General features: G+C 62.0%; 21 protein-coding genes. 4 read left to right on the top strand and 17 right to left on the bottom strand.

Going from position 1 to position 13,161, the window contains the following annotated elements; genetic code table 11:
* Nucleotides 1-46: 46 nt before the first annotated feature.
* On the bottom strand, nucleotides 47-1,717 hold the full coding sequence (locus tag K1X12_RS05075) for a formate--tetrahydrofolate ligase (protein WP_220986544.1): 1,671 nt from the start codon (nucleotides 1,715-1,717) through the stop codon (nucleotides 47-49).
* An 88-nt stretch (nucleotides 1,718-1,805) separates the two neighbouring features.
* On the opposite strand from K1X12_RS05075, the gene rph reads away from it, so the two are divergent.
* A complete protein-coding gene (gene rph / locus K1X12_RS05080; protein ID WP_220986545.1) occupies nucleotides 1,806-2,534 on the top strand; it encodes a ribonuclease PH in 729 nt (242 codons plus the stop codon).
* Between the two features lie 3 nt (nucleotides 2,535-2,537).
* Here rph and K1X12_RS05085 read toward each other — a convergent pair whose 3' ends face one another.
* Both K1X12_RS05085 and K1X12_RS05090 read right to left on the bottom strand, forming a co-directional pair.
* Nucleotides 2,538-2,777: a helix-turn-helix domain-containing protein gene (locus K1X12_RS05085; protein WP_220986546.1), complete on the bottom strand. Its 240-nt coding sequence runs from the start codon at nucleotides 2,775-2,777 to the stop codon at nucleotides 2,538-2,540.
* A gap of 14 nt (nucleotides 2,778-2,791) precedes the next feature.
* On the bottom strand, nucleotides 2,792-3,322 hold the full coding sequence (locus K1X12_RS05090; protein WP_225907877.1) for a DUF2975 domain-containing protein: 531 nt from the start codon (nucleotides 3,320-3,322) through the stop codon (nucleotides 2,792-2,794).
* Nucleotides 3,323-3,465: 143 nt separating this feature from the next.
* Here K1X12_RS05090 and rdgB point away from each other — a divergent pair, with 143 nt between their 5' ends.
* Together rdgB and hemW are read left to right on the top strand one after the other, a co-directional pair.
* Nucleotides 3,466-4,065 (top strand): RdgB/HAM1 family non-canonical purine NTP pyrophosphatase, encoded by a 600-nt coding sequence (gene rdgB, locus K1X12_RS05095; RefSeq protein ID WP_220986547.1) that lies wholly within the window; start codon nucleotides 3,466-3,468, stop codon nucleotides 4,063-4,065.
* On the top strand, nucleotides 4,062-5,234 hold the full coding sequence (gene hemW / locus K1X12_RS05100; protein ID WP_220986548.1) for a radical SAM family heme chaperone HemW: 1,173 nt from the start codon (nucleotides 4,062-4,064) through the stop codon (nucleotides 5,232-5,234). The genes rdgB and hemW overlap by 4 nt, the downstream gene beginning before the upstream one ends.
* A gap of 6 nt (nucleotides 5,235-5,240) precedes the next feature.
* Here hemW and K1X12_RS05105 read toward each other — a convergent pair whose 3' ends face one another.
* From K1X12_RS05105 to K1X12_RS05145, 9 genes are all read right to left on the bottom strand, one after another.
* Nucleotides 5,241-6,140, bottom strand: a complete 900-nt coding sequence (locus tag K1X12_RS05105; protein ID WP_220986549.1) for a tyrosine recombinase XerC — start codon at nucleotides 6,138-6,140, stop codon at nucleotides 5,241-5,243.
* 43 nt (nucleotides 6,141-6,183) lie between these two features.
* Nucleotides 6,184-6,594 (bottom strand): SRPBCC family protein, encoded by a 411-nt coding sequence (locus K1X12_RS05110; RefSeq protein WP_220986550.1) that lies wholly within the window; start codon nucleotides 6,592-6,594, stop codon nucleotides 6,184-6,186.
* Nucleotides 6,591-6,992, bottom strand: a complete 402-nt coding sequence (locus K1X12_RS05115) for a DUF1801 domain-containing protein (protein ID WP_220986551.1) — start codon at nucleotides 6,990-6,992, stop codon at nucleotides 6,591-6,593. The genes K1X12_RS05110 and K1X12_RS05115 overlap by 4 nt, the downstream gene beginning before the upstream one ends.
* Nucleotides 6,993-7,427 (bottom strand): DUF1801 domain-containing protein, encoded by a 435-nt coding sequence (locus K1X12_RS05120; protein ID WP_220988798.1) that lies wholly within the window; start codon nucleotides 7,425-7,427, stop codon nucleotides 6,993-6,995.
* 217 nt (nucleotides 7,428-7,644) lie between these two features.
* The gene (locus tag K1X12_RS05125; RefSeq protein WP_220986552.1) at nucleotides 7,645-7,962 is read right to left on the bottom strand and encodes an ArsR/SmtB family transcription factor; all 318 of its coding nucleotides are present in this window, start codon (nucleotides 7,960-7,962) and stop codon (nucleotides 7,645-7,647) included.
* Between the two features lie 56 nt (nucleotides 7,963-8,018).
* Complete coding sequence (locus K1X12_RS05130; RefSeq protein WP_220986553.1) at nucleotides 8,019-8,471, bottom strand: YcgN family cysteine cluster protein; 453 nt, start codon at nucleotides 8,469-8,471, stop codon at nucleotides 8,019-8,021.
* Between the two features lie 7 nt (nucleotides 8,472-8,478).
* On the bottom strand, nucleotides 8,479-8,757 hold the full coding sequence (locus tag K1X12_RS05135; protein WP_220986554.1) for a GNAT family N-acetyltransferase: 279 nt from the start codon (nucleotides 8,755-8,757) through the stop codon (nucleotides 8,479-8,481).
* Complete coding sequence (locus tag K1X12_RS05140) at nucleotides 8,754-8,996, bottom strand: hypothetical protein (RefSeq protein ID WP_220986555.1); 243 nt, start codon at nucleotides 8,994-8,996, stop codon at nucleotides 8,754-8,756. Before K1X12_RS05140 ends, K1X12_RS05135 begins: the two co-directional genes overlap by 4 nt.
* Before the next feature lie 24 nt (nucleotides 8,997-9,020).
* Nucleotides 9,021-9,308 carry a GNAT family N-acetyltransferase gene (locus tag K1X12_RS05145; RefSeq protein WP_220986556.1) on the bottom strand — a complete coding sequence of 96 codons (288 nt, stop codon included), beginning with the start codon at nucleotides 9,306-9,308 and terminating at the stop codon, nucleotides 9,021-9,023.
* A 105-nt stretch (nucleotides 9,309-9,413) separates the two neighbouring features.
* On the opposite strand from K1X12_RS05145, the gene mnmC reads away from it, so the two are divergent.
* The gene (gene mnmC, locus K1X12_RS05150; RefSeq protein WP_220986557.1) at nucleotides 9,414-11,225 is read left to right on the top strand and encodes a bifunctional tRNA (5-methylaminomethyl-2-thiouridine)(34)-methyltransferase MnmC2/FAD-dependent 5-carboxymethylaminomethyl-2-thiouridine(34) oxidoreductase MnmC1; all 1,812 of its coding nucleotides are present in this window, start codon (nucleotides 9,414-9,416) and stop codon (nucleotides 11,223-11,225) included.
* A 5-nt stretch (nucleotides 11,226-11,230) separates the two neighbouring features.
* Here the strand turns inward: mnmC and K1X12_RS05155 are convergent, their stop codons facing one another.
* From K1X12_RS05155 to K1X12_RS17050, 5 genes are all read right to left on the bottom strand, one after another.
* Entirely contained in the window at nucleotides 11,231-11,416 is a 186-nt protein-coding gene (locus K1X12_RS05155) for a hypothetical protein (protein ID WP_220986558.1), read from the bottom strand.
* A 48-nt stretch (nucleotides 11,417-11,464) separates the two neighbouring features.
* Nucleotides 11,465-11,884: an envelope stress response membrane protein PspC gene (pspC, locus tag K1X12_RS05160; protein ID WP_220986559.1), complete on the bottom strand. Its 420-nt coding sequence runs from the start codon at nucleotides 11,882-11,884 to the stop codon at nucleotides 11,465-11,467.
* A 13-nt stretch (nucleotides 11,885-11,897) separates the two neighbouring features.
* Complete coding sequence (gene pspB, locus K1X12_RS05165) at nucleotides 11,898-12,155, bottom strand: envelope stress response membrane protein PspB (protein ID WP_220986560.1); 258 nt, start codon at nucleotides 12,153-12,155, stop codon at nucleotides 11,898-11,900.
* 122 nt (nucleotides 12,156-12,277) lie between these two features.
* Nucleotides 12,278-12,958: a phage shock protein PspA gene (gene pspA / locus K1X12_RS05170; protein WP_220986561.1), complete on the bottom strand. Its 681-nt coding sequence runs from the start codon at nucleotides 12,956-12,958 to the stop codon at nucleotides 12,278-12,280.
* Between the two features lie 26 nt (nucleotides 12,959-12,984).
* Nucleotides 12,985-13,116: a hypothetical protein gene (locus K1X12_RS17050; protein WP_255563915.1), complete on the bottom strand. Its 132-nt coding sequence runs from the start codon at nucleotides 13,114-13,116 to the stop codon at nucleotides 12,985-12,987.
* Nucleotides 13,117-13,161 lie beyond the last annotated feature (45 nt).

Here is a 13,161-nt window from a genome sequence, read left to right on the forward strand (position 1 = left end):
CGGCAATATCTATTTTCGGTTTTTGCTAAATGGCTATTTTGAAGGGCTAGTTCAGCCCTTCAATCTGGCCTTCAGCGTTGAGGTGGATGTGTTCGGCGGCTGGGTGGCGGGGCAGGCCGGGCATGGTCATGATGTCGCCGCAGATGGCGACAACGAAGCCGGCCCCCGCCGCCAGGCGCACTTCGCGCAGGCGCACGACATGGCCCTCCGGCGCGCCAAGCAGGGCAGGGTCTGTCGAGAAGCTATACTGCGTCTTGGCCATGCAGACGGGCAGATGGCCAAAGCCGGCCTTTTCCCAGGCGGCGAGCTGGTTCTTTACGGCGCGCGTGGCCTCTACACGGTCTGCCCGGTAGATGGACTTTGCCACTGTCTCGATCTTTTCCAGCAGAGAGAGATTGTCCGGGTAGAGAGGTTTGAAGGCGGCCGTGCCCTGTTCGATCAGCTGGACAACGCCGCGGGCGAGATCCTCAGTGCCCTCGCCGCCCTCTGCCCAATGCGTGCAGAGAGAGACCGGAACGGCGAGCTTTTCGCAATATGCCTGAAGGGCGTGGACTTCGCCTTCTGTATCCGTGTTGAAGCGGTTGATGCCCACGATGACGGGCAGGCCATAGCTGCGCAGATTCTCGATATGGCGAGCAAGGTTAGCAAGGCCCTTTTCGAGCGCCTCATAGCTGACCTTGCCGAGTTCGTCCTTGGCCAGGCCGCCATGCATCTTCAGGGCACGGATCGTGGCAACCAGGACGACGGCATCGGGCGCAAGGCCCGCCTGGCGGCATTTGATGTCCAGGAATTTCTCTGCGCCAAGGTCTGCGCCGAAGCCGGCTTCGGTGACGACATAATCCGACATTTTCAGCGCCGAGGCCGTGGCGATGACGGAGTTGCAGCCATGAGCGATGTTGGCGAAAGGGCCGCCATGCACGAGGCAGGGGTTGTTTTCCAGCGTCTGGACAAGGTTTGGCAGCATCGCGTCGCGCAGGAGGGCCATCATGGCGCCGGTGGCTTTGATGTCAGCAGCGGTGACGGCAACCTTTTCGCGCGTATAGCCGACGATGATGCGGGAGAGGCGGGCTTCCAGATCCTCAGCATCGGCGGCGAGGCAGAGGATGGCCATGACCTCGGAGGCGACGGTGATGTCGAAGCCGGTTTCCGACGGAGATCCATTACCGGGGCCGCCGAGGCCGGAGACGATATTCCTCAGGCTACGGTCGTTCATGTCCATGACGCGGCGCCAGCTGGTGCGCACGGTTTCGAGCCGGGGCTCGCCGCCCCAATGGATGTGATTGTCCACCATGGCGGAGAGGAGATTGTGGGCCGAAGTGATGGCGTGGAAATCGCCCGTGAAATGCAGGTTGATGTCTTCCATCGGCACGATCTGGGCGAGGCCGCCGCCGGTGGCGCCGCCCTTCATGCCGAAGCAGGGACCAAGGGAGGGTTCGCGCAGGCAGAGCAGGGTCTTTGCGCCGATCCGGTTCATCGCATCGGCCAGGCCGATGGAGGTGGTGGTTTTGCCTTCGCCCGCCGGGGTAGGGTTGATCGCGGTGACGAGGATCAGCTTGCCATTTGGCCGGGCTGCCTGACGGGCAAGGAAAGTCGCCGACAGCTTGGCCTTGTCATGGCCATAGGGAATGATGTCTTCGGCGCCCGCGCCGATCCGTTCGGCAATCTTCTGGATCGGGAGTTTCTTCGCCGCGCGGGCAATCTCGATATCGCTGGCCATACGTGTCGTTTCTCCCCTTGGCAGCACCGGTGTAGACAGCCAGCGCAAAACCCGCAAATCAGGCCCTCAGCTAGAAGGATTCCCGAAGATGCCAAATCTTGTTCGCCCCTCGGGCCGCGCTTTTGACGAGCTGCGCCCGCTTTCAATGGAAACCGGTGTGACGCGCTATGCCGAAGGCTCCTGCCTGGTCAAGTTCGGCCACACCCATGTGCTGTGCACCGCCAGCTGGGAGAAGGGCGTGCCTGGCTGGATGAAGGGCAAGGGCGAGGGCTGGGTGACAGGGGAGTACGGCATGCTGCCGCGCGCCACCCATACGCGTGGCCGCCGGGAAGCGGCCGCCGGCAAGCAATCTGGCCGCACGCAGGAAATCCAGCGCCTGATCGGGCGCTCCATGCGCTCGGTGGTGAACCTGGCGGCGTTGGGCGAAAACACGCTCACCATCGACTGCGATGTGCTGCAGGCCGATGGCGGCACGCGCACCGCGTCGATCACTGGCGGTTTCGTCGCCCTGGCGCTCGCCTGCCGTTATCTGCAGACCGAAGGCGTCATCAAGGCCGATCCGATCATGAAACAGGCGGCGGCTATTTCCGTCGGTCTCTTCCAGAACGCGCCGGTGCTGGACGTTGACTATCCTGAGGATTCGTCGGGCGAAGCCGACATGAATGTCGTGATGAGCTCCGATGGCGGCTTCATCGAAGTGCAGGGCACGGGCGAAGCCCGCCCGATCGCGCGTGATGAGCTGAGCGAGATGATGCGCCTGGCCGAGAAAGGCTGCACGGAGCTGTTCGCCGCGCAGCGGGCTGCGCTGGGGCTTTGAAGGCTATTCAGCCGCGACCTTGCGTTCGTCTTCTTCGCCTTCGGTGTCGAAGACGAGCAGGTCGCCCGGCTGGCATTTGAGTTCGCGGCAGAGCGCTTCCAGCGTGGAGAAGCGGATCGCCTTGGCCTTGCCGGTCTTGAGGATCGACAGGTTGGCAAGGGTTACCCCGACACGTTCGGAAAGCTCTGTCAGCGACATGCGCCTTTCCAGCAGAACTCGGTCGAGGGTCACGCGAATGGTCATGTCCGGATGGCTCCTCAAATCGTCATCTTCTCTTCGTCGCGCAGGCGCGTGCCTTCCCGGAAGACTTGGGAAAGGATGAACAGCGCCGCCACGGAAATCCACAGTATTAGCTGCGTCGACAGTTTGGGTGGGGCATCGCCAACGAGGCTGGGCAGGGCCCGCACAACAAGAAGCGTCGCGATGCGAATAAGTTCCATCACGGCAATGGCAATGCCGATGCGCGACAGGCGGCCGGCATTTTCCGGCACGAAGGGGTCGCCCTCAACCAGCGTCAGCAGGATGCGCCGCATCTGGATGCAAATGAAGATCACGCCAGGCACAATCACGCAAAGCAGACCGAGCGCGATCACGAAGCTGCCAGGGGAAACGCCTTCTGCCAGCGCTTCAATCCCGGGCAGGGACGCAGCGCCATTCGAGAGGCTGGCGATGAGGCCAAGCGAGAGAACAGGGATGCCGATGATGCCGAACGCGCCAGCAATCCACATCGCGACAGTGACCAGCACTGTCATCGCTTCTGCCATGGAATTCCGGCCTGTCTTTGTCATACTCGGCCTTTTCACCCTGCTTGGTTGATGGTTTATGAAGCGGAACTTTGCCAGCGCGCTGTCCCGTTATTACCGAATAACGATATATAACTTTGCACACAAAGCAAGATTGGAGCCACATACCTGTGACGAATGCGTCAGCCATGCCCCGCCTTGAGCCCGGTAAACTCGTGGCAGCTACACACAACAGAGGCAAGGTCTCTGAACTCAAGGATCTCTTCGAACCCCACGGTTTCGAGGTTATTTCAGCCCTCGAGCTCGGTCTGGATGAACCTGATGAAACCGAAGATAGCTTTTCGGGCAACGCACTGCTGAAAGCGCGCGCTGCAGCGCGTGCTACAGGCGCGCCGGCGCTGTCCGATGATTCGGGCCTGTCGGTGACGGCTCTTGGGGGTCAGCCTGGCATCTATTCGGCGCGTTGGGCTGGAGAGCCGCGTGACTTCTACAAGGCAATGGAGCGGGTCGAAGCGGAACTGAAATCCTCAGGCTCGACCGACCGGTCTGCGAAATTTGTCTGCGCCCTGGCAGTCGTCTGGCCGGATGGTACAGAGGCTGTCTATGAAGGCGAAGTCCATGGCGAGCTGGTCTGGCCGCCGCGCGGCGAGAAAGGGTTTGGTTATGACCCGGTTTTCGTCGCCGATGGTGAAACGCTCACCTTCGGGGAGATGGACCCAGCGCGCAAACATGGCATGAGCCACCGGGCTAGGGCGGTTGAAAAACTGCGCGCGGCGCTGCTGCCATGACCCAGGTTTTTGCGCCGTTCGGCCCGCATTTCGGTTTTGGCCTGTATGTGCACTGGCCCTATTGCACGCGGGTTTGCCCGTATTGCGATTTCAACGTCTATGCCGCGAAGGATCGGGTGACCGAGCCGCTGGTCTCCGCCATCGCTGACGATATTCGCGCACATCGCCGCAAGCTGCCCCAGCACGGCACGTTGGACACTGTTTATTTCGGCGGCGGTACGCCGGCGCTGCTGCGGCCTGAACAGGTGGCGGAAATCCTCAAAGCTGCGTCTGAAACTTTCGGGATCAGCGAAGGGGCCGAAATAACACTGGAAGCAAATCCCAACGATGTTCTGAGGGCGGATATTGCCGGCCTGCGGAGCGCGGGCGTAACGCGACTGTCGGTGGGTGTCCAATCTTTGCGGGACGCCGCGCTGGCCTTCCTCGGCCGCGACCATGACGCCGATGCGGGCGCCGAGGCCGTGCGTCGCGCGATGCGTGTTTTCGATTCGGTCTCGATGGATCTGATCTATGCCCGACCGGGCCAGTCCCCGGCGAACTGGGAAGCGGAGCTGGCCGATGCATTGGCGCTCGGAGCGCCGCACCTGTCGCTCTACGAGCTGACATTTGAGCCCGCGACAGCTTTTGGAAAGGCTGCGGCGCGTGGCGATATCACTCCGATGCCAGACGATTCGCAGGCTGATCTTTACGAGCTAACGCAACAGATGACATCCCGCGCCGGACTCCCCGCCTATGAGGTTTCCAATCATGCGGTTTCTCCCGCCCATCAATCGCGGCACAATCTCGTCTATTGGCGGGGCGGGGACTGGATCGGGGTTGGGCCCGGCGCGCATGGACGGCTCACAGTTTCGGGCAACCGTTACGCAACCGAAGCCGAGCGCCGGCCGGAAGCCTATATTGCCGGCGTGCAGATGCTGCAGGAAGGCTGGGCCGATGCGGGCAAGCTGGAGCCAGTCGAGGTTGCGCGCGAAATCCTGGCGATGGGTCTGCGTGCCGCCGAGGGTGTGGATCTGCGCCGGGTGGAGCTGGTTTCAGGCAAGTCCATATCGCGCGACAAGATCGGCGTCTTTGCCGAGCAGGGTTGGGTGAAGATGCAGGGATCGGAGCTCTCGCTTACCGAGAGCGGCCGATTGCTGGCGGACGCTTTGACGGCGCAGCTCGCCCCCTGAGGCTCTTCAGGCGCGCGGGTGAGCGGCGGCATGGGCCTCGCGCAAGCGCGACGCGTCAATGCCGGTATAGACCTGCGTAGTGGACAGGGAGGCATGACCCAGCAGCGTCTGGATCGCGCGCAGGTCGGCCCCGTTTGCCAGCAGGTGCGTCGCGAAGGCGTGGCGCAGGGCGTGGGGTGTCGCGGTGTCCGGCAGGCCGAGATAGCCGCGCATTTTCTGCATCAGCCCCTGAATGAGGCGCGGATTGAGCGCGCCGCCCTTGGCGCCCCGGAAGAGCGGTTGATCCCGCGTGAGCGCCCAGGGGCAAATTTCCGCATACGAATTGATGGCGTCGCGCACCGCCGGGATCAGCGGCACGAGGCGCACCTTGCCGCCCTTGCCCTTGATGCGCAGACGGTCGGGCGCGGGCTGGTCTGCGCCGGTCAGGCTGAGCGCTTCGGAGATACGCAGGCCTGCGCCATAGAGCAGGGAGAGGACGGCCGCGTCTCGCGCGTTGATCCAGGGCTCCTGATCGGGCTCGTTTTCGGCTTCGGAAATCAGGTCGCGCGCCGCATCGATGGAGACGGGCCGGGGCAGGCGCTGGGGCCGGCGGGGGCCTTGAAGGTAGCCGACCTCGGCATTGTTGATGCCATGGGCGCGGTCAGCCCAACGATAAAGCGCCTTGATCGAGGACAAAACGCGCGCGACGGAAGCGTCCGACAGGCCTTCCCGGCGGCGCTCGGCGAGATAGGCGCGGATGTCGCGCGCGCGCACATCGCCCAGAATCTTTAGCGACGGCTCGCCGCCCATATGCACGCGCAGGAAGGCAAGAAAAAACGAGAGGTCGCTGCCATACGCTTCCACCGTTTTGGCCGCCATGCGGCGCTCACGAGTCAGGTGGTCAAGGAAAGCGGGCAGAACGTCCATAGGCTGCAGGGTGCCACGGCGCCGTTAAGGATGGCTGAAAGGATCAGGCCGCGCGGGCGGCGACAGCCTCAAGCGCATCTATCATGCGCGGCCAGCCTGCCATGGCGCCGCCATAATAATGCGGCTGGCCTTTCCGGAAGCCGCTTTGTTCCATGCGCAGGCGGGTGCCGGTCGGCGTTGGCGCGAGGGTCCAGATGACGGTGCTGCGCAGGCCGGTCGCGTCGTCGCCAGCATTCCAGCTATAGGCGAGCGTGCGGCCTGGCTCGACGGTCAGAACTTCGCAATCAACGGTGCCCCAGTCGGCGCGCAACTGGAACCGGTGGCCGGTGATGGGTGCAAACTCGTTCTTCATCAGCCAATCCTCGATCAGGTGGGGCGTTGTCAGCGCGCGCCAGATTTTTTCGGGCGGGTGGGCAATATCGCGTTCGATGACGATGGAGCGTGTTTGAGTCATTTCTTCTTTCCGGAGGCGTTCAAATCTGCGGCAGCCCGGATGAGCGCGGTGAAGGCTTTGGCGTTCAGATTGTCGTCCTTGTAGAGATCAATGGCGCGGCGCGCATTTCCTTCCAGGCTGGCATTGAAGAGGCCCTGCGGATCTGGCAGCGCCGCGCCCTTGGCGAAGGTCAGTTTGACCTTGTCCTTGTAAGTCTCGCCTGTGCAGAGGAGGCCGCCCTTTTCCCAGACTGGCACACCACGCCATTTCCATGCTTCGGTGACGCCCGGCAGGGCAGCATGGATCAGACGGCGGGCCTCGGCGAGCTTTTCCCCGCGCCAGTCTGCCAATTCGGCAATCCGTGCGTCAATCCGTTCGGAGGCTGTGGCCTCATCGTTGTTGTTCTTTGAGTTCGGCATCTAGAGCTTTTCTCCGGGCAGGCGGCTCGCCTGTCTGACCCAATCTGTGAACTGATCTTCGTCAAGTTCGTCTTCATATATGTCCAGATAGCGCACTTCGGGGTGTTTGGAGGTGCCCTTCGGGACGGGGACGAGCGATGTGCCGCGGAAGAAGGTGACTTTGATGTATTTGGTGAAGCAATGATAGCTGAGAAACCAACTGTCTTTCTCCAGTCCGTAGAAGGGCGAATTCCATTTCACCGCCTTCTCAACACCGGGCACGGCCCGTTCGATTAGCGCGTCCAGCCGGTCGCCGGTCTCGCTTTTCCAGCACGGCATGGCGGCGATATAGGCCTTGACTGGGGCGTCGCCATATCCCTTCGGAATCTGGGGGTTGCCGCCTGACAACAGCTTTGGTGATGCCTTTTCCGAGGATGACGACGGTTTGCCTGGCATGTTCACGCCTTTCTTCTGGCTGACCACCGCGCCGTATGGGGCAACGCGAAGAGGTATAGCCCGGAGAGTATCAGCAGCAGAAGCGGCAGCAGGGGTGTGAAGAATGCCCATTCGGGTGGTTCATGGCCGAGGCCCTGACTCAGGAGCAGGCCAGAGATAAGCAGTACAAAGAAAATTGATACCCAGCGGTGACCCTGACGGACAAATCTGCTCCAGTTCATTGGTCCATCCTGTTCAAGAGATCTTCGAGACTGTCGAGGCGGCGCTCCCAGAAGGCGCGCATTTCCTGGGTCCAGTCGATCAGCGGTATCAGCGCTGTGATCTCGGCATGGTAACGAGTTTCGCGGCCTTCCTGGTGGCCAGAGACAAGGCCGGCCTGCCTTAGAATGCCGAGATGCTTCGAAACTGCGGGCTGGGAAATGCCCGCCTCCGCTGTCAGCGCATGAACCGATTGATCGCCCTGCCGGCAGAGGCGTTCGAACAGCGCCCTGCGGGTTGGGTCTGACAAGGCCCGGAAGATGTCGCTGTGTTCCATCACGGGAAACCCATAACCGGATGGATATGGGTTGTCAATGATTTATAACTGATTGGTTATGGTTCGGTGCCTTCCCAGTCGATCACCCAATCGATCTCATCTTCCTCGAAGACGGTGTCTTCCGAAACCGTTTGTCCCTGGACGGAGTGTCCAAGCTCGTGAATGCGATGGCGGTCGCCGCAGACAAGATGGTGCCAGGCGGGAAGGGGTTTGCCCTCGTCGATGAGGCGATAAGCACAGGTGCGCGGCAGCCAGTCGACCTGCTCAACCACCACTGGGGTAAGCTGCACGCAGTCCGGCACGTGTGTCTTGCGGTTTGCGTAATCCGAACACTGGCAGGTGGCGCCATCGAACAATTTGCAGTGAAGGCGGGTGTAGGCAAGCGCGCCGGTCTCTTCGTCCTCGAGCTTTACGATACAGCATTTGCCGCAGCCATCGCAGAGGCTTTCCCACTCTTCGGGGGTCATCTCTTCGAGTGTCTTGGTTTCCCAGAAGGGCTTCTTTTTCATCGCGCTTTCAGGCCTTCAGCGAGGCCCATTCGGGGGTCTTGTCGATCAGGGCGCTAGCGTACCAGCAGGAGGAGAGTACACGCTCGCCGCTCGCTTTGATGTCGTCGATTGCGCGGGCAACGAGGCGTTTGCCAAGGCCGCGCCCACCGATCGCGTCCGGAACGATCGTGTGGGTGATTTTGCGGATGCCGGGGCTTGGGCGTTCATAGGTGAGGTAGGCTTCGACGCCCTCGACGATCAGACTGTAGCGCTGACGGGTGGCGTCGTGGGTAATTTCGGAACTCATGAAAAAATATCCGTTTTGTGCGAGCTGAGCTGTTTACGGATCCAGCCCGGCAACAGGAAGAAGGCAATGCCAGTGAGCCACACGGGCGTAAGCACCAGTCCGGCGCCAATGACTGTGCCGATGTTGTAGGCGGTGCTGGCTGTGCTGTTGGCCGCGATAGCGCCAAGGGCGGCGGCTGCCGTGACCAGCAGTCCGCCAAGTATCCAGAGAATGCCGACAATTCTCAAAAGGATGCCCATTGGTCTGTCTCCTGTGTGCCGCGATCAGGCGAGCACGTCTTGCCATTCGGGATGTTTGGCGATTTGCGCCTTGGCGAAGGGGCAGAGCGGGATGATCTTGATGCCGGCTGCGCGTGCCTCTTCCACTGCCTGCTTGACCATTGCCTGGCCGGCGCCCTTGCCGCGCAGGGCATCTGGAACGCCGGTATGGTCGATGATGAGGCGGCTGGTGCCCGCCTTGGAGTAGGTCATTTCGGCCGTCTGGCCATCAATGGTCACAAGGTAGCGTCCGCCCGTCGGACCATCCTCGCGCTTCACTTTCAGATCGCTCATGACTGGCTTCCTCTTGGCAGTGGTTCCTGAAAGTGGGGCAGGCGCGGCAAAAGCGCAATGCCCGGCCCGGTTCCCATTTCTGTGGCGGCAGGCTAGGGCAGGCACATGACACGGCTGCTGACCCATCCTGAGATCGAGTGGCGGGAGGATGGCACTCCCGTCGCGAAGGCTTTTGGGGATGTTTATTTCTCCGTCGAGGATGGGCTTTCGGAGACGCGGACAGTTTTCCTCAAGGGCTGCGGACTGCCGGAAGCCTGGGCCGGGCGGCGCCAGTTCACGGTGGCGGAAACAGGTTTCGGGACGGGGCTGAACTTTCTGGCGTTGTGGCAGATGTGGCGCAGCCACCGCCCAGGCCCGGCGGCGCGGCTCAGTTTTGTCAGCTTTGAAGCTTTCCCTTTGAGGGCTGAAGATGCGGCCCGGGCGTTTGAAGCCTGGCCGGAACTTCGTCCGTTCTCGGATCAGCTTCTCGCGCGCTGGCCGGGGCCGGTCCGGGGTGTGCGCCATATTGCATTCGATGAAGACGGGATCGAGCTGATCCTGCATCTGGGCGATATTGCTGAGACGTTGCCCGCCTCCCGCTTTGCGGCGGACGCCTGGTTTCTGGATGGTTTCAGCCCGGCGAAGAATACCGGGATGTGGGCGGGCGACATCTTTCCGCTGATCGCGGCGCGGTCTGCGCCGGGTGCGCGGGCCGCAACGTTTACGGTCGCCGGTGATGTGCGCCGGGGGCTGGCTGCGGCTGGTTTCGATGTGCGCAAAGCAGAAGGGCATGGCCGGAAGCGGCAGCGACTGGAAGCTGTGTTGCCGGGTGAGGGGCAGCAGGCGGGTGCTACTTCACGGGTTGCCATACTCGGCGCCGGCATAGCAGGGGCGACGATTGCGGCGCGGCTTGCGCGCGCGGGCATTGAAGCCGTCGTGTTTGATCCGGCGCCAGGGGTGGCCAGTGGCGCAAGTGGCAATCCACTCGCCCTGATGATGCCGCGACTGGATGTTGGGGAAACGGCGGAAGCAAAGCTGTTGATTGATGCTTATCTCGCTGCGCGGGAATTCTATGCCGGCATGCCAGGCGCCGAGATGACAGATGTTCGCCAGGCGCCGCGCAATGAAGCGGAGGTGAAGCGGTTTGCAAAACTGCTTGCTGATCCGCCGCTACCCTTGGAAGACCTCGAGGCGATTTCCGGCGGCGGACTTTTGCACAAGCGGGCGCTGATCCTCCGCCCAAGGCAGATTGTTGAGGGCTTGCTACAAGGCGCGAACCTTCGCCTTGGTTCGGGTGTGACGGTCGATCTGGCGCAAAGGCGGGTGAATGGCGAAGCTTTTGACGCAATCGTGCTTTCGGGCGGGATGGCGATCCGGAACCTGCTTCCCGGAGTTGAGCTGACTGGCCGGCAGGGGCAGGTGGAGCACCTGACGGGCGCGGTGACTGCGCCGCCCTCGGCGATGGCGTCGGGCACCTATGCGATTGCTTTGGGAGAGGAGCGCCTGTGGGGCGCAACGTTTGAGCCCGCAGGCCCTGAAGATTCCAGCGAAGTTTCGGATGCTGCCCGAGCAGAAAATCTGAAAGGGCTTGAAATGCTGAACCCCTGGTGGGTGCATGAAGCCCGACGTGGAGAAGCAGTGTCGCGTGCATCTGTGAGGGCGACGACGCCGGACCGCCTGCCGCTGATCGGACAGGCGCCGGATGCCGGCGCAATTGAAAATCTGTGGGATGGAAAATCAGAACGGGACGTCTGGCCGGCCCTGCCGAATGTGTATGTCGCTGGCGGTTATGGAAGCCGGGGCTTTACCTGGGCGCCCTGGGCCGCTGGCGCCATATTGGCGGAGCTGTTGGGGGCTCCGTTGCCGGCCGATCTGCCATCCTTGCGGGCTGTTGATCCCGCGCGGCAGATCCTCCGGCGACTGAGGAAGGGACGGTAGGCGCCTCAGGGCGCCTGCACGAAGAAGACGCGGAGCCCGCCATTCTCATGGCGTTCGAGGCTCATGGAGACTCCAGCGACTTCCATCGAGACATTGCCAGCAATGGTGCTGAAGATTGCGGTGACTGCCAAGACCATGACGGCAAGTCCGCCGAGTAGCCAATTGTTGTTCACGAGATGCCCCTGTTTCATCTGTCCGGTCCTTTGAGCGGAGTTTGGTGTTGGTGGGCGGTTGCCCGGTCAGTTGCCTTTTTCGAGGTCGCGGAATTCCTGGCGCAGGCGCCATTCGTCGGAAGTGACGGCTCGTTCCAGATTCTTCAGGCGCTCGTCGAGGTCCATGAAGGTGTATTTGATGGTGCCGAAAGTCGCGCGTGGGCGATCCTGAACACCGCGCCAGAAGGCGTCCTCATCGGCGCTCATTGTTCCAAAGCCCAAAGGGGTCCGGGGGGTAATCATCCATACGACCATATAAGTCACAATGGCGATCGGTCCGAGGCCGAAGAGCGTTGCCAGAACCAGCAGCACACGGACGAGGATGGGTTCCCAGCCGAAGCGTTCGGCGAGGCCGCCGCAAATGCCGGCGATGACGCTGTCCTGGCGCGAACGGTAGAAACGCTTGGGGTTTGGGGAATGGTAGGGGTCGTAAGAACTGCGGGACATGGGGGTAGTGTCCTTATTCGTCAAATGTGGAGCGGTGCGGGCGGGGCGGGCGGCGGTGTGCCTCCGCATCGCGCGCTTCGAGGAGGGATTCGAGGGTCTCTATGCGGCGCTCCATGGCTTTCGCGGAGCGCCAGAGATCCTCCAGCATCCGCTCATCGTCCGGCTGCAGCGTCTTCTGGCGGCGCCAGAGCGTGATGTAGTGAAACACCATGCCTGGCAGCACCACGAAGAGCGACAAGATTGCGATGAGCGGAATAAGCGCGTCGGACATGATTACTCCTTGCCGGAAGCGATGGCCGCTGCGGCGCGCTCTTCACGCGCTTGTGCAATCAGGCCTGGCGTGCAGATCACGGCGAGGAAGCCCAGCAGGCAGATCAGCGAGAATACCATGGATCAGCCCTCCGACTTCTTCGTGGCCGGCTTCGCCTTGCGGGCTTTCAGCGCGGCAAGTTCCTGCTCGATGGCATCGTTCTGCTCAAGCTCTGCGAATTCCTGCTCCAGGCTCGGCTCGCGGCCGCGGATGGCGTCAGCATAAGCTTCCATCTCGTCGACCTTGCGCTCGAGGTTTGCGTAGCGGGCAATCGCTTCGTCTGCGCGGCCATCATACATTTGCGTCCGCATGCGGATGCGTTGTTCGGCGGCTTCGCGGCGCATGACGAGGGCGCGATGCTTGGCTTTGGCTTCGTCGAGCTTGGCTTGGAGTTTTGTCAGGTCGTCCTGACGGCGCTCGAAGGCTTCTTCAGCGACGGTCATCGCGTGCTTGCGGCGTTCGATTTCCGTGTCCGCCTTTTGCTTGGCGATCAGGGCGCCGCGGGCAAGATCCTCGCGGCCCTTGTCTATGGCCAGCTCTGCCTTGGCGGCCCAGTCGTCACGGCTGGTGGTGAAATGGACGATTTCGCGCTCCATCTCTTTTTTGTCAGCCATGGCGCGGGCGGCAGCCGTGCGCACTTCAACCAGCGTGTCTTCCATTTCCTGGATGATCAGGCGGGCAATTTTTTCTGGGTTTTCAGCGCTGTCCAGCATCGCGTTGATGTTGGAGTTGATGATGTCGCCGAGACGGGAGAAGAGACCCATGGGGTTTGTCCTTTCGTAACTGGAGATCAGAAGAAGAAGCCGCCGAGGAAGACGCCCACGGCGAAGAACATCCACGTCTCCGCCCGGCGCGTCTTGAGCCAGCGGCCAAAGCGGCCAGCGTCCGTGCGGGGGCTGTAGTGATCGTCCTGGTAGCTCATTTTCTGTTTCGTCCTTGGTTCAGTTGGTTGGCAACGCCCGTCGCC

This window comes from Hyphomonas sediminis (assembly GCF_019679475.1).
In the GTDB taxonomy this organism is placed as follows: Bacteria; Pseudomonadota; Alphaproteobacteria; order Caulobacterales; family Hyphomonadaceae; genus Hyphomonas; species Hyphomonas sediminis.

Excerpts from the sequence above, each read along its gene's own strand:
- pspC (WP_220986559.1), bottom strand. The coding sequence starts at position 11,884 with ATGTCCCGCAGTTCTTACGACCCCTACCATTCCCCAAACCCCAAGCGT.
- K1X12_RS05085 (WP_220986546.1), bottom strand. The coding sequence starts at position 2,777 with ATGACCATTCGCGTGACCCTCGACCGAGTTCTGCTGGAAAGGCGCATG.
- K1X12_RS17050 (WP_255563915.1), bottom strand. The coding sequence starts at position 13,116 with ATGAGCTACCAGGACGATCACTACAGCCCCCGCACGGACGCTGGCCGC.
- K1X12_RS05135 (WP_220986554.1), bottom strand. The coding sequence starts at position 8,757 with ATGAGTTCCGAAATTACCCACGACGCCACCCGTCAGCGCTACAGTCTG.
- pspB (WP_220986560.1), bottom strand. The coding sequence starts at position 12,155 with ATGTCCGACGCGCTTATTCCGCTCATCGCAATCTTGTCGCTCTTCGTG.
- mnmC (WP_220986557.1), top strand. The coding sequence starts at position 9,414 with ATGACACGGCTGCTGACCCATCCTGAGATCGAGTGGCGGGAGGATGGC.
- pspA (WP_220986561.1), bottom strand. The coding sequence starts at position 12,958 with ATGGGTCTCTTCTCCCGTCTCGGCGACATCATCAACTCCAACATCAAC.
- rdgB (WP_220986547.1), top strand. The coding sequence starts at position 3,466 with ATGCCCCGCCTTGAGCCCGGTAAACTCGTGGCAGCTACACACAACAGA.
- K1X12_RS05105 (WP_220986549.1), bottom strand. The coding sequence starts at position 6,140 with ATGGACGTTCTGCCCGCTTTCCTTGACCACCTGACTCGTGAGCGCCGC.
- K1X12_RS05075 (WP_220986544.1), bottom strand. The coding sequence starts at position 1,717 with ATGGCCAGCGATATCGAGATTGCCCGCGCGGCGAAGAAACTCCCGATC.
- K1X12_RS05155 (WP_220986558.1), bottom strand. The coding sequence starts at position 11,416 with ATGAAACAGGGGCATCTCGTGAACAACAATTGGCTACTCGGCGGACTT.
- K1X12_RS05110 (WP_220986550.1), bottom strand. The coding sequence starts at position 6,594 with ATGACTCAAACACGCTCCATCGTCATCGAACGCGATATTGCCCACCCG.
- hemW (WP_220986548.1), top strand. The coding sequence starts at position 4,062 with ATGACCCAGGTTTTTGCGCCGTTCGGCCCGCATTTCGGTTTTGGCCTG.
- K1X12_RS05140 (WP_220986555.1), bottom strand. The coding sequence starts at position 8,996 with ATGGGCATCCTTTTGAGAATTGTCGGCATTCTCTGGATACTTGGCGGA.
- K1X12_RS05090 (WP_225907877.1), bottom strand. The coding sequence starts at position 3,322 with ATGACAAAGACAGGCCGGAATTCCATGGCAGAAGCGATGACAGTGCTG.
- rph (WP_220986545.1), top strand. The coding sequence starts at position 1,806 with ATGCCAAATCTTGTTCGCCCCTCGGGCCGCGCTTTTGACGAGCTGCGC.
- K1X12_RS05130 (WP_220986553.1), bottom strand. The coding sequence starts at position 8,471 with ATGAAAAAGAAGCCCTTCTGGGAAACCAAGACACTCGAAGAGATGACC.
- K1X12_RS05125 (WP_220986552.1), bottom strand. The coding sequence starts at position 7,962 with ATGGAACACAGCGACATCTTCCGGGCCTTGTCAGACCCAACCCGCAGG.
- K1X12_RS05120 (WP_220988798.1), bottom strand. The coding sequence starts at position 7,427 with ATGCCAGGCAAACCGTCGTCATCCTCGGAAAAGGCATCACCAAAGCTG.
- K1X12_RS05115 (WP_220986551.1), bottom strand. The coding sequence starts at position 6,992 with ATGCCGAACTCAAAGAACAACAACGATGAGGCCACAGCCTCCGAACGG.
- K1X12_RS05145 (WP_220986556.1), bottom strand. The coding sequence starts at position 9,308 with ATGAGCGATCTGAAAGTGAAGCGCGAGGATGGTCCGACGGGCGGACGC.